This is a genomic window from Bizionia sp. (assembly GCF_048259285.1).
Classification (GTDB): Bacteria; Bacteroidota; Bacteroidia; order Flavobacteriales; family Flavobacteriaceae; genus Algorimicrobium; species Algorimicrobium hallyeonense.
Genome location: NZ_JBLXHU010000006.1, coordinates 33006 through 47583, shown reverse-complemented (window position 1 = coordinate 47583; position 14578 = coordinate 33006). Strand labels below are relative to the sequence as shown.

Sequence of the window (14578 nt, the reverse complement as noted above, 5' to 3'; positions counted from 1 at the left end):
AAACTGTTACAACTCAATAGAAAAATTAAAAGCCACAGAATTAAATTTCTTGGCCTCTATTTGTTGCATACGTTTAATCAACGCTACTTGGCTGTAAATTTAGATCCCGTTATGGCTTGTAATCTGCGTTGTAAAATGTGCTATTTTACGGATGCGGATTACGTAAAAACGCTAAAAGGTCAGTTTAAAGAAGCTGAATTGGAGCAGGTTGCCCAAACTATTTTTAAACGTGCTTTAAAACTTCAAATTGGTTGTGGAACAGAACCAACTTTATATAAGGACTTGGTGAAGGTGGTAGCGCTAGGAAAAGCTTACAACGTTCCATATATTTCTATTACTACGAATGCCAATTTATTAGACGAAGAAAAAATTGAAGCACTAATAAAGGCTGGTTTAAATGAATTTACCATTTCCCTTCATGGTGTTCATAAGGAAAGCTATGAAAACTTTATGAAAAAGGCCAGCTACGAAAAATTTCATGCAGCATTCAAGGCTTTCGAAAAATTGAAAAAACACTATGAGTTTAAAGTACGTATCAATTACACCTTCAACAAGGATAATTTTTATGAATTAGCCGATTTCTTTGAGCATTTTAATGGCGAAAGTTTTGATATACTTCAAATTCGACCGATTCAGAAAATTGGAAATACCGAATACAACGATTTTGATTTAGAGACTTTAAGAGCAGATTACCCAAAAATTATTAACCAAATTAAAGCGCGTTGTAAAGCTAATAATATAACACTTTTAGCGTCTGACACCATACCAAATCACAATAAAATAAACGATTCTAGCTTTATTTTCGATTATACATTTTGCTATGTTTCTCCACAAAAATTTTGGCGTGAAGGCTTTAATTGGCAGGAAGAAAGCTTTAATAGCTATTCCAAAAAAATTGGATGGAATAAGCTCTTGTTTCGCAATATTTTTAAATCGAAAACAGAATTAAAGTCGGCTTCTAATCGGTTGAATTATGAAATTGAATTTAATTCATAATTACGCTTTTATAACTTTGATAGTTTTCTTCTGATTTGTAGTACTTTCAAGGCTTAAAAAATAAAGCCCGTTAGAAATATCCTCTAAATTTACAGTTGTAATACCATCAACGTTATTAGTTATAGTTTTGATTATTTTACCATGAATATCAACTATTTTAACTTTTGTTATAATCTGATTTCCTGAAGAAATATAAATATTACTTGTCGTTGGATTTGGATAAACAGCAACGGTTTGTAATTCATTTTCGTCAATACCAAGCGTTTGAATCGTAAACAAATGTGTTACCGTTTGCCCTTCGTATGTAACTTGCCATTTCCAATCACCAATGGCATCAAAAGAGTTGAAATACCAATAATAATACCACGAAGAACTAGTTGTAGTTGTATTAAAGGAAGAACTATAAAAGGAGGAGTTATCAGGTCTTATAATCTGGACGCTTAAATTGGTTCCTGCTACCTGATCTCTTAAAAAGGCCGTTAAGTAAATGGTATCGCCTAGTTCAAACGTGTTGCTTTCATAAGTTGTTTCTGCGGTTGGACAAGTTGGAAATACAATAGGATTATCAGTATGCGTTAAGGCAGCATTAATGTTTGGATTACTATATGGTTTTTGGTTTAACCACCAAGAATCCACATTCATACTATTACAATTGCCATAATAGGGGTCTATAAGTTGTGTGTAGCTATTGTCTGTATAAACTTCAAAATGTAAATGTGGACCCGTGGAGTTACCGGAACTACCTACGGTTCCAAGAACCTCACCAACAGAAACCATATCTCCAATATTTTTTGAAGTCACAGAGCCGTTTTTCATATGGCCATACCAAGCAATACTTCCATCATTGTGCTGTACATAAACGGCGTTCCAAGTATTACTATTAAAATTACAACTTCTATCAAACTGACCATCGCCTTTATTTATAATTTGACCAGCCGCAGCTGCAATAATTTCTGTTTGAGAATCATCCATTTGTTTCCAAGAAAATGGCCACAAATAAATATCTAAACCTTGATGATTATAACCAGAAGCAGTATCATAGGTAATGCTTCCACAATTATAGTCTAATAATTGATTGGGGAAAGCTGTATTGTGATCTACATATCCAGAAATGGCCCATGTATCATTGTAATTAAAGGCAGGTGCCTGTTGCAGCGGCCATGCAAACAATACATGGCCACCAACTTTATGGGCTTTATTGTAAGCTAATTTATTTTGTTGTTTTAATACATTCACATTATACTGTAATTGGCTTTTAATCTGTTCTCTTTGTGCGACTGTTAAACAAGGTGTTTTAGCTTCATTAAAAATGAATTCAGCATCTCCTTTTCCAGACATAAAATCTTGAGAATAGGTTTTGTTAAACGAGAATATTAAAAAACTAATAAAAATGGCGTAAGTAAAATTAGATTTCATAATTAAAGTTTTAAGTGGTTTATAGTACGATCTAAAAAAAAAGAAATGGGGAGTATTAAAAAAAACAAAAGCTTAATAATGTGCTTTAATTAAAAAAAATAAATTTTAAACAACTAGCAATCAATACATAAAGATAGTTTATTATTTTTAAAACCCGCATATATCATATATTATTTAACTTAATAAATAATCTTATCTTTACATCTTTAAAAGGATTATTAATCGTCTTCTGAAGGCATTTAGGTTTTCAGAATCTATATATATATAAATTATGAGTTGTAACACTTGCTCAACAGGCAAAGATGGACAACCAAAAGGTTGTAAAAACAATGGTACCTGTGGCACAGATAGTTGTAATAAATTAACGGTATTTGATTGGCTAGCAAACATGACACTACCTAATGGTCAAGAAGCATTTAATTGGGTTGAGGTTCGTTTTAAAAACGGACGAAAACACTATTATAAAAATACAGAAAATTTAACTTTAAGTATTGGGGATATTGTGGCAACCCAGGCGGAGTATGGCCACGATATTGGTATGGTTACGTTAACAGGTGAATTAGTACGTGTACAAATGAAACGTAAAAAAGTTTCGGAAACAGATCCGGAATTTTTCAAAATATACCGAAAAGCTTCACAAAAAGATATAGATATTTGGTCTGATGCTCGTGATTTAGAAGAGCCTATGAAAGTGAAAGCACGTCAGTTTGCTATCGATTTGAAATTACACATGAAAATTTCAGATATAGAATATCAAGGTGATGGTAGCAAGGCTACTTTTTACTATACAGCAGAAGAGCGTGTGGACTTTAGAGAGCTAATTAAACTATTTGCCAAAGAGTTCAAAACCCGTATTGAAATGAAACAAGTTGGTTTCCGTCAAGAAGCCTCGCGTTTAGGAGGTATAGGTTCTTGTGGTCGGGAATTATGTTGTTCTACCTGGTTAACAGATTTTCGTTCGGTAAGTACATCAGCTGCACGGTATCAGCAATTATCATTAAATCCGTTAAAACTTGCTGGGCAGTGTGGTAAATTAAAATGCTGTTTAAATTATGAATTGGATACCTATTTGGATGCGCTTAAAGATTTTCCAAAAACCGAAATAAAACTCTATACAGAAAAAGGGACAGCTGTTTGCCAAAAAACAGATATTTTTAAAGGCCACATGTGGTATGCATACGAAGGTGAATGGATGAATTGGCATTTAATTACAACGGCTCAAGCCAATGAAATTATTGCGCTTAATAAAGAAAAGAAAAAACCGGCAAGCTTAGAAGAGTATGCGGTTGAATTAATAAAAGATACTAAAAGTGAATATGAAAACGTTGTGGGACAAGATAGTTTAACACGTTTTGATAGTCCAAAACACAATAAAAAACGTAAAAGTAATAACCGAAAGGGAAACAGACCGCCAAACAGAGCCAAAGCAACCAATAAGGATGCACAAGCCAAAGATGGAAACAGACCAAAAGCTAATAAGCCTAAGCCTAGAAATAGACCTAAACCTAGAAAAGAAACGGTAAATAAAGACACTAATACGAATATTAAAGCAGGTGCTAATAAACCGACTAAGCCAAATAAAAGACGTAAGCCACAAGGTAAAAAGAACGATTCCAATGATGCCAAATAAATTTTTGATGTTAATAGCTGTTATGGCGTTTTTGGGAGTAACTTCATGCGATTCTAACCGGGTTTACGACACCTACAAATCGGTTCCAAATACATGGCATAAAGACTCTGTGGTGCAATTTAAATTTCAAGCACCAGACTCTATTAACCCGTATAACTTGTTTGTTAATTTACGTAATAATAACGATTACCCATTTAATAATCTCTATTTAATTGTTGAAATGGATTTTCCAAACGGAAAGGTAATCAAGGATACCTTGCAATATAGAATGGCAAAACCTAATGGCGAACTTTTAGGTACTGGTTTTACAGATGTAAAAGAAAGCAAATTATGGTATAAAGAAGGGGTTGTTTTTAGTGAATCAGGCGACTATCAAATAAAAATTCAACAAGCCATGCGTGAAAATGGCAAGGTTAATGGCGTTATAAATTTAGAAGGGATTACAGAAGTAGGCTTTAGAATTGAACACCCAATAGAACCAAAAAATTAAATTCCAGTATCAATTAGTATTTATACAATGGCAAAAAAGAAACAAGCAAAAAAACAAGCAAATACGTCCAACGGGTTTCAAAAATATGTGCGTTGGTTTTGGACGTTATTTTTAGGTGGCATTTCTGCTGTTGTATTAATGTTTTTATTGGCGTCATGGGGCGTTTTTGGTGCATTGCCAGATCATACTGTTTTGGAGAATCCCAAAACAAATTTAGCCACTGAAATTATTTCTTCAGATGGAAAAACATTGGGTAAATTTTACTTCAATGACAATCGGACGCCGGTGAGTTTTGATGAACTCCCAAAACATTTAGTAGATGCTCTAGTGGCAACCGAAGATGCGCGTTTTTATGAGCATTCCGGTGTTGATGCACGTGGAACACTGCGTGCTGTGGTAAAATTAGGTAGCGGAGGTGGTGCCAGTACTATTTCTCAACAATTGGCTAAACAGTTATTCCATGGCGAAGGCTCTTCAAATATTGCAGAACGCGTACTCCAAAAAGCTAAGGAATGGATAATAGCCATCAAGCTGGAACGCCAATATACTAAAGAAGAAATTATTGCCATGTATTTTAATATTTATGATTTTGGGAATAATGCTGACGGAATTCGTTCGGCAGCTAGCATTTATTTTGATAAGGAACCGAATGAATTAGATATAAAAGAATCTGCTATGTTGGTTGGGATGTTTAAAAACTCATCCTTATACAATCCACGTGACCATAGAAATCCTATAGGAACTAGAAACCGCCGAAATGTGGTTTTAAACCAAATGGAAAAGTATGATTATATTAATACAAAAACTAGCGATTCATTAAAAGCGTTAGAATTAGGTTTACGCTATTCGCCACAATCACACAGGGATGGCATTGCTACCTATTTCCGAGCATATTTAGATGGCTTTATGAAAGATTGGATTAGAAACAATCCTAAACCAGACGGTGAGAAATATAATTTATATGGCGATGGTTTAAAAGTATACACCACAATTGATTCGCGCATGCAAAACTATGCTGAAGAAGCTGTACAAAGACACATGCCAAGATTACAGGCCGAATTTGATAATCAAAACACACCAGAACGCAACCCAACGGCACCGTTTTTAGATTTAGATAAAAATGAAATTGAATCCTTAATGAATCGTGGTATGCGCCAATCAGAGCGTTGGCGTGTTATGAAAAAAGATGGAAAAAGCGATAAAGAAATTATAGCGTCTTTTGATAAACCAACAGCCATGTCTATTTTTTCATGGAAAGGCGAAATAGATACCATTATGAAACCCATGGATTCTATGCGTTATTATAAGAAATTCTTACATCCAGGTATGATGTCTATGGATCCTTTAACCGGTCATGTAAAAGCATGGGTTGGCGGAATGAATTACAGACATTTTCAATATGATCATGTTAAGCAAAGTAAACGTCAAGTAGGTTCTACGTTCAAACCGTTTGTTTACGCTACAGCTATAGATCAATTGCATTTATCACCTTGTTATAAAATGCCACAATCGCAAATCACTATTGAAGCTCTGAAATTTGGAAATCCAGAGCCTTGGACACCAAAAAATTCCGATGGTAATTATGGCGGAGAAGTAACTCTGCAAGCGGCTTTGGCAAATTCAGTAAATACTATTACCGCACGTTTAATGGATAAAGTGGGGCCGCAGCCTGTTATAGATTTAGTTAAAAAATTAGGCGTGGAATCTAATATTCCTGCCGTGCCTTCTATTGGTTTAGGAACAGCTGATTTAAGTGTTTATGAAATGGTGGCAGCATATGCCACTTTTGCCAATCAAGGTGTTTATACTAAACCGGTTATGGTAACGCATATAGAAGATAAAAACGGAACCGTTTTATACCAATTTACACCAGAATCTCGCGATGTTATTAGTGCAGAAACGGCCTATGTAACTGTTAAATTAATGGAAGGTGTAACTAGAGTAGGTTCTGGAGCGCGTTTAAGACGAACTTGGATGCCTAAAACTGGTGTTTATCCCGAAATTATTACAGGGTATCCTTATGAATTTAAAAACCCGATTGCTGGAAAAACAGGAACCACACAAAACCAAAGTGACGGTTGGTTTATGGGTATGGTGCCGAATTTAGTAACAGGCGTTTGGGTAGGTGCAGAAGATCGTGCCACACATTTTAAAACTATTACCTATGGCCAAGGTGCTGCTATGGCATTACCTATTTGGGGTATGTATATGCGTAGTTGCATTGACGATGAAGCATTGGGTATTTCTACAAGCGATTTTGAAGCGCCAAAAGATTTAACCATTCAAGTAGATTGTGATGATTATGTGGAAGCAGGTGAAGAAACCGTTCCAGCGGAAGAAATTCCGGATGAGTTGGATTTTTAAAATTCTTGCGAAAGCGGGAATCTCATTTTAGGGAGTAACGTTTTATGATTTTTGATTTCTTAATACTAATACAGTACTACATATTTTCTATTTTAAATTAATAAGCAAACTGTCATTCCGGGTATACCGAGGAATCTCCTAAAAACTATTTAAAACTTTCCATCAACTCGCCTGCCTGTCAGCAAACAGGAGTGGTCATTTGAGCAATAGTTCAAAATGGAAGTATCGATAACGGTAACAAGAATTCCAGCCAAAACCTAAAACTCCAAAAAACCTAAAGTGCTGAAACTGGACCTTTTTACGGGAAAACCGTAACGGGTTTTTCAGTTTTCGATGAAATGCATAACATTCTCTAAAAAGGCTTGTGTAAATTGTAATTTTTTTTTTTAGGTTTGAAAAGCCGAGAGGAATTATTTTAGATTTGAAGTTTCTAAAATGGTTGCTCGAAGCTTGATCGAGATCTTAAACTGGCGTCAGTTTTTTTATTTGTATCCTATTATGGATAACGTACACAAAACTTCAAAACAATAACTTCAAATAAAACTTCTAAATTAAAACTTCAAGGCTTTATTATAAGCTAAACACGTTTATTAATCAACCTGTTCTATAAATTGTAAACAGGTTTAATATTTTAGAAATTATGAGAAAATTATTGAGTATTTTTTGTTTGTCTATCTTTATGATGAGTATGACATCAAATAAAAGTATAGCCAAAGAGGTAATTCAGAAAAAAGACTGTATTGATGAGGCAAGAGAAATAGCTTTCTACTATATGGAAAATTACGGTTATTCTGAAGACCAAGGAGCTGAATTAGTTTTATTGCTTATTCAGGGTTGTTAATATTCATTATTTGCATTCACTCCAGTAAGTAAATTATCACATATGAATTATCCTAGTTTTGTTAAGTATTTTCCATCTTTTTTAAGTTTAGTTTTTTGTATCCATATATCAACTGCTCAACAGCATGAGACGATATCTACAATACATTATAAAGTTAAAGTAATAGATGATCTAAAAAATCAAAACTTGGATAATTCTATTAAAAACAGGATAACGGCTATTAACAAGGCCAGTCAATTAATTGAATGTCGTCTTCAGTTTAATTCAAAAGAAAGTGTTTTTTATCAAGTTGAAAAAATGGCTTTAGATACAGATCCATATTATAATATGGCGTCCATATTTATTCGAGGACTTTACTACACAAGCACACAAGACTCGGTGAAAATATTAAACAAGAATTTTTCTGGGATAAATTTTAATATTTTGATGCCTTTTAACAAAGAGTCTTGGAAAATTATGAACGAAACAAAACAAATAGGAGATTTCACATGCTATAAGGCGGCGTCATTAAACTCAAATATTACAGCTTGGTTTACTAATAAAATACCGGTTTCTTATGGTCCAAACGGATTAACTGGCTTACCAGGATTGATATTAGAAGCAACCATAAATAGAAAGTTAACATTTTACGCGTCACATATAATAATAAAAGACACTAGTGTCAAATTTATAGAAAGACCCAATTCTGATAAAACAATAAAAGAAGCTGAATTTCTAAAAATGGTTGGTGATAAAATGGCAGATTTTTTTGATAAAAACTAAAAGTAGTTAAAAATACACCAATCGAATTTACCAATTTTAGTAGAGGTAAAAAAGTATTAGTGCGGACAGGATCCCTTTTTACGGTAAAACCGTAACGGTTTTTTGAGTTTTCGATGAAATACATAAAATTCTCTAAAAAAGCTTGTGTACATAATAGTTTTTTTTTTAGGTTTGAAAAGCCGAGAGGAATTGTTTTAGATTTGAAGTTTCTAAAATGGTTGCTCGAAGCATGATCGAGATCTTAAACTGGCGTCAGTTTTTTATTTATATTCTATTATGGATAACGTACACAAAACTTCAAAACAATAACTTCAACAAAACTTCTAAAGTTAAAACGTCAAGGCTTTACTATAAGCCAAAAATGTTTATTAAGCAACCTGTTCTAAAAATTAATAACAGGTTTAAAATTTTAGAAATTATGAGAAAAGTACTAAGTATTACCATTCTAACATTATTTTTTGCAGGAAGCATTAATGCTGTTAATTTAAGCGCATTAAAAATTGAACAAAAACAAAAAACTTGTGAAGAGAATGCATGGTATTTGGCAGATTTTATATACGAGTATTCTGGTGGCGACGGTTTTTATGCTGGTGCAGTACTGCAATCAGCACTAGAATTGTGCGAGTAAAAACTATAGATTAACTAGAGACCATATTACATTTATCTTAATTTATTTGTAATATGGTTTTTTAATTTTATCCAAATATGAAAAAATATTGTTTCAGTATTTTAGTACTACTTATGCATTTAAATAGTATTGCTCAAAGCAAGCAAGTATCAGGTGTTGTTGCCTATTCTGTGAGTTTAGAGCCAATTTATAACGCAGTTGCAGAACGTTATAAAAGAGAATCAAATAAATCAGCCCTTCAAATTTTTAGTAGTATGGCTGAAACAGCATCAAATTTTGAATGTAAATTAAGCTTTAATGGATTTCAATCTAAATTTGGATTAGTTAATGCTATGGTTTTGGGAGGTTTGGATAGAAATAAAATGTTAGCTGTAAGAGCGGTAGCTCAAGGTGACTATTACACCAATTTATTACTAAAAAAACAAATTTTACAAGATAACTCAAGTACCGATCTTTATATAGAAAGTAACCTTGAACACATTGATTGGAAATTAACAAAAAATATTAAAAAAATTGGTGATTATGTTTGTTACAAAGCCATGGCATACAAGGAATTAATGAATGAAGAAACCGTTGCCATTGAAGTTTGGTACACACCACAAATACCAATAGCATTTGGGCCAAAAGAATACGTAGGCAATTTACCTGGTCTGGTTTTGGAATATAAAGACCATATTGTGCATTTTGTAGCTAAAAAAGTCGTCTTAAATCCTAAAAAACTCATTGTTATCAATTGGCCTGAAGGTGAAACTATAAGTAAAGAGGACTATCAAAAACAGCAAACTATTTCCTTTTCTACTTTAAAAGAAAATTCTGGAAGGTAATTATTATTTCTAAACTCAAAGTGTCATTGCATGAAATATATACTGACTTCTGCTATCATTTTCTTGGCACATGTAGTTTTACAAGCCCAGAATATTGAGGTAACAGGCGTTATTAAAGATACGCTCCAAAACCCATTAGAATATGCTAATATTCTGGCTGTTCCAGATGCTGAAAATGCCGATATGCGTTTTTCAATTACCGATAAAGCAGGTAACTATCTCTTAAAATTAGAGATGAACCAAACGTATGAAGTTACAGTTAGTTATTTGGGATACGAGCCACAAACGTTTACACTAGTCACAGCCGAAACAAATATTTCTAAAAATTTCTCTTTGAAAGAAAGTTTAAATCAACTTACAGAAGTAGAGCTGCACTACACACCACCTGTAACCGTAAAAAAAGACACCATTATATATTTAGCAGATAAATTTGTAACAGGCGAAGAACGTAAACTGCGTGATGTTTTAAAAAAATTGCCTGGTGTTGAGGTGGATAGAGATGGTAACGTAACATCCAACGGGAAGCGTGTAACCAAAGTGTTGGTTGAAGATAAAGTCTTTTTTACTGGAAATAGTAAACTAGCCGTAAACAATATTCCTGCCGATGCCATTGATAAGGTAGAAATGCTAGATAATTATAATGAAGTTGCTATGCTGAAAGGCTTAAAAGATAGTGAGACCTTAGCCATGAACATAAAATTGAAAGCAGATAAAAAGAAGTTTGTGTTTGGCGATGTAGAAGCGGGAACTGGAATAAAAGAACGTTATGTGGTGCATCCAAACATATTTTACTATAGTCCAGAAACAACCTTGAATTTTATAGGCGATTTGAATAATACAGGTGTTAAGAGTTTTACATTTCGAGATTATTTAGAGTTTGAAGGAGGTTTTGGTAAACTCATGGACGATGTTGGGAGTTATTTTAATTTGTTTAATAGCGATTTTTCCAGGTATTTAAACAATAACGATTATAAATCCAATACCAACCAATTTGCTGCTGGAAATATTAGGCAATCCATAAGTAAAAATTCGGATATAAGTGCTTATGTTATTACTAATAATGCCAAAATAGAAACACAAACCGAAACGAATACGGCTTATTTAGATAATGAAACACCATTTATAGAAGATAGAACAAGCAATAACACAGTAAATACTTTTTTCACCATCGGAAAACTAACCTATGAATACAAACCAAGTTTTAAAGAAGATTTGAGTTATAATAGTTTTGTAAAGATTTCTAACAATGATAGTCAAGGATTTATTTCAACTATAAATCCTGTGCAAAACAACCAAATAGCAACGCAATCTGATATTAAAAATATTAATCTGGAACAGCAGGTTAGTTACAGTAAAAAACTAACTGACAGTCATACTGGTACTTTAGAAGCTTCTTATACTTTCCAAAATAATAAACCTGTTGTTAATTGGCAAACGAATCAGCAAATTCTACAAGGGTTAATTCCGTTGGAAACCGATGATTTTTATAATATTCGTCAAACAAAAAAAATAAAAACCCATGTGGCAAATGCTATAGTTAAGGATTATTGGGTATTAAATAGTTTTAATCATTTATATACAAGTATTGGTATTAATGCCGCTTTTGATAACCTGTATTCAAATGACGCGCAATTATTGAGTGATGGCAGCATCAACAATTTTTCAAGTGCTGGTTTTGGTAATGATTTTCAATATCAGTTTGTTAATCCATTTATAGGTTTAGAATATAAGTTTCAAATAGGTATTGCAACCTTTAAGCCAGCTTTATATTACCATATTTATTTATGGAACACCAGCCAATTTAATGATAAAGACTCTAAAAGTAAAGCCTTATTATTACCCCAATTTTCAACTAAAATTGAATTTAATAATAGCGAAAAAATTAATTTTAAATACCAGTTGCAAGCGCGTTTTCCAAGTGTTGACCAGCTTGCAGGCAATTTTGTACTATCTAACTTTAATAGGGTTTATAAAGGGAACACGAGTTTGGAAAATCAATTGTATCATTCAGCTAGTTTAAATTATTATAAATCTAGTTTTTTTAAAGGTTTTTATTTAAATGTTGGGACGAACCTAACTAAAAAAATTGAGCAAATTAAAACCGTTACGCAGTTAAATGGTATTGAACAATTCAGTACACAAATAATGTTTAGTCAACCAGAGCATACGTGGACGGTAAATGGCGCCATTAATAAGAAAATTAGAAAAATTAGCTATAAATTTAAAAGTCGCTTTACCTATAATGATTTTTATCAGTTGGTTAATAATCAAACAAATTTAAATATTTCTAAAGGCGTTTCTTCCACGATTAGCGCAGAATCATTTTTTAAAAATTGGCCTAATTTCGAAATTGCTTACACCAAGGATTTTAGTAATTATCAAGCCTTTGGAAACAAAACAAAATTTGAAAACAATGAGATTTTCGCCGCTTTAGAATATGATTTTCTAAACGATTTTATTTTCAAAGCCGATTACACATTCAACAATTATAAGAATAAAACAGCTGGTATAAAAAATCAATTTGACAACGCTAATGCATCACTTTTCTATCAAACAGAAAATAGTCCTTGGGGTTTTGAAATGGGTATTTCAAACATTTTTAATACCGAATTTAAACAGCAAAATTCATTTTCAAGCTTTTATATAAGCGATGGCAAAACCTTTATTATGCCACGAATTTTTATGTTTAAAGTGGCTTATAAACTATAATGTCAATTTGTCTTTATTGATAAGTAATTCACACCCAAAAATTTCAAAAGCCATTCCCTTCCGAATGGCTTTTTTATTTTGTATTTTTCGGAAGCAAAAAAACAGCACTATGATTAATAAACAAGTTGCAGATATTAACGAAGCCTTGCAAGGCGTAACCGATAATATGACCTTTATGTTTGGCGGTTTTGGATTAAGTGGTATTCCAGAAAACTGTATCGCCAAATTGGTAGAATTGGAAGTAAAAGGTTTAACCTGTATTTCTAATAATGCTGGTGTGGACGATTTCGGATTGGGATTATTGCTGCACAAACGCCAAATAAACAAAATGATTTCATCTTACGTTGGTGAAAATGATGAATTTGAACGTCAAATGTTAAGTGGTGAATTGGATGTGGAATTAATTCCGCAAGGAACATTAGCCGAACGTTGTCGTGCAGCACAGGCTGGTTTCCCAGCTATTTACACACCTGCTGGTTATGGGACGGAAGTTGCCGAAGGCAAAGAAACCCGCGAATTTGATGGTAAAATGTATGTATTAGAACATGCCTTTAAAGCCGATTTTGCCTTTATAAAAGCTTGGAAAGGTGATGCTGCTGGGAATTTAATTTTTAAGGGAACAGCCAGAAACTTTAATCCCAATATGTGTGGTGCAGCCAAAATAACCGTTGTTGAGGTTGAAGAATTAGTGCCAGTTGGTGAACTAAATCCCAACCAAATCCATATACCTGGAATTTTTGTGCAACGTATTTTTGAAGGTAAAAACTACGAAAAACGTATTGAACAACGTACAGTTAGAAAAAGGGATTAAACGATGTGATGATTTGAAAATTTGAAGATGAGGAACGATAAGGAAAATATTATAGTGACGCTAACTTTCAAATTATCATTAAATATCATTGATTTTTCTGAAGAAATTTGAAAGAATCATAAATATGAAATGGCTTCTCAAATATTTAGAAGTGGAACATCTATTGGTGCTAACGTAGCAGAAGCACAGAATGCAGAGAGCAAAAAAGATTTTATTCATAAATTTAAAATTGCGGCTAAAGAAGCAGATGAATTACAGTATTGGTTAAAGTTATGTGAACAATCACAGCATTATCCAACGCCAGACAAACTAATTAATGACGATTTGAAATCCATAATTAAAATTATGTCGAAAATAATATCAAGTAGTAAACAAAGCTAATTTTCAAATCATCAAATTAACAAATCTTCAAATTATTAAAACATGTTAGATAAAAACGGAATAGCAAAACGCATAGCACAGGAAGTTCAAGACGGTTACTACGTGAATTTAGGAATTGGTATTCCAACCTTGGTTGCCAATTACGTGCGAGACGATATAGAAGTAGAATTTCAAAGTGAAAATGGCGTGCTTGGCATGGGACCATTTCCTTTTGAAGGCGAAGAAGATGCCGATATTATAAATGCCGGAAAACAAACCATTACCACCTTACCAGGAGCTAGTTTCTTCGATTCGGCTATGAGTTTTTCTATGATTCGTGGGCAACATGTAGATTTAACCATATTAGGTTCCATGGAAGTGGCGGAAAATGGCGACATTGCCAACTGGAAAATTCCAAACAAAATGGTAAAAGGTATGGGTGGTGCTATGGATTTAGTGGCAAGTGCTGAAAACATAATCGTGGCTATGATGCATACAAACAAAGCAGGCGAATCTAAACTACTAAAACGTTGCTCATTGCCATTAACTGGTGTTGGTTGCGTTAAAAAAATTGTGACGAATCTTGCGGTTATAGAAGTTACAGATAAAGGCTTCAAGCTTTTAGAACGTGCGCCAGGTGTTTCTGTTGAAGAGATTCAAAAAGCAACGGAAGGCACTTTAATTATAGAAGGCACAATCCCTGAAATGAGCATTTGAGCGAATTCAGTTTAACCCTCGCATAAAATA

At 33.3% G+C, this 14578-nt stretch carries 12 protein-coding genes and 1 pseudogene; 12 read left to right on the top strand and 1 reads right to left on the bottom strand.

Annotation, left to right across the window (positions count from 1 at the left end):
- The first annotated feature begins 87 nt into the window (after window positions 1–87).
- Entirely contained in the window at window positions 88–996 is a 909-nt protein-coding gene (locus tag ACN0QX_RS04595; protein ID WP_376858291.1) for a radical SAM protein, read from the top strand.
- Here ACN0QX_RS04595 and ACN0QX_RS04590 read toward each other — a convergent pair whose 3' ends face one another.
- Window positions 997–2412: a peptidoglycan DD-metalloendopeptidase family protein gene (locus tag ACN0QX_RS04590; RefSeq protein ID WP_417195705.1), complete on the bottom strand. Its 1416-nt coding sequence runs from the start codon at window positions 2410–2412 to the stop codon at window positions 997–999. It abuts the gene before it with no gap.
- 271 nt (window positions 2413–2683) lie between these two features.
- Here ACN0QX_RS04590 and ricT point away from each other — a divergent pair, with 271 nt between their 5' ends.
- The 11 genes and pseudogenes from ricT (at window position 2684) to ACN0QX_RS04535 (ending at window position 14548) form a co-directional block, all read left to right on the top strand.
- Window positions 2684–4042: a regulatory iron-sulfur-containing complex subunit RicT gene (ricT, locus tag ACN0QX_RS04585; protein WP_417195704.1), complete on the top strand. Its 1359-nt coding sequence runs from the start codon at window positions 2684–2686 to the stop codon at window positions 4040–4042.
- The gene (locus tag ACN0QX_RS04580) at window positions 4029–4532 is read left to right on the top strand and encodes a gliding motility lipoprotein GldH (protein WP_376858288.1); all 504 of its coding nucleotides are present in this window, start codon (window positions 4029–4031) and stop codon (window positions 4530–4532) included. Before ricT ends, ACN0QX_RS04580 begins: the two co-directional genes overlap by 14 nt.
- 27 nt (window positions 4533–4559) lie before the next feature.
- Complete coding sequence (locus ACN0QX_RS04575; RefSeq protein WP_248396714.1) at window positions 4560–6896, top strand: penicillin-binding protein 1A; 2337 nt, start codon at window positions 4560–4562, stop codon at window positions 6894–6896.
- Between the two features lie 688 nt (window positions 6897–7584).
- Window positions 7585–7737, top strand: coding sequence for a hypothetical protein (locus ACN0QX_RS04570; RefSeq protein ID WP_248396711.1), 153 nt, complete (start codon window positions 7585–7587; stop codon window positions 7735–7737).
- Between the two features lie 42 nt (window positions 7738–7779).
- A complete protein-coding gene (locus ACN0QX_RS04565; protein ID WP_417195703.1) occupies window positions 7780–8499 on the top strand; it encodes a GLPGLI family protein in 720 nt (239 codons plus the stop codon).
- 418 nt (window positions 8500–8917) lie between these two features.
- The gene (locus ACN0QX_RS04560; protein ID WP_417195702.1) at window positions 8918–9127 is read left to right on the top strand and encodes a hypothetical protein; all 210 of its coding nucleotides are present in this window, start codon (window positions 8918–8920) and stop codon (window positions 9125–9127) included.
- Window positions 9128–9204: 77 nt separating this feature from the next.
- On the top strand, window positions 9205–9951 hold the full coding sequence (locus ACN0QX_RS04555; RefSeq protein ID WP_248396705.1) for a GLPGLI family protein: 747 nt from the start codon (window positions 9205–9207) through the stop codon (window positions 9949–9951).
- Window positions 9952–9981: 30 nt separating this feature from the next.
- The gene (locus ACN0QX_RS04550) at window positions 9982–12660 is read left to right on the top strand and encodes a carboxypeptidase-like regulatory domain-containing protein (protein ID WP_417195701.1); all 2679 of its coding nucleotides are present in this window, start codon (window positions 9982–9984) and stop codon (window positions 12658–12660) included.
- Window positions 12661–12769: 109 nt separating this feature from the next.
- Window positions 12770–13471: a CoA transferase subunit A gene (locus tag ACN0QX_RS04545; RefSeq protein WP_417195700.1), complete on the top strand. Its 702-nt coding sequence runs from the start codon at window positions 12770–12772 to the stop codon at window positions 13469–13471.
- 27 nt (window positions 13472–13498) lie between these two features.
- Window positions 13499–13852: pseudogene (locus ACN0QX_RS04540) on the top strand (four helix bundle protein).
- A gap of 42 nt (window positions 13853–13894) precedes the next feature.
- Window positions 13895–14548, top strand: a complete 654-nt coding sequence (locus ACN0QX_RS04535) for a CoA transferase subunit B (protein WP_417195699.1) — start codon at window positions 13895–13897, stop codon at window positions 14546–14548.
- The last annotated feature ends 30 nt before the right edge of the window (window positions 14549–14578 follow it).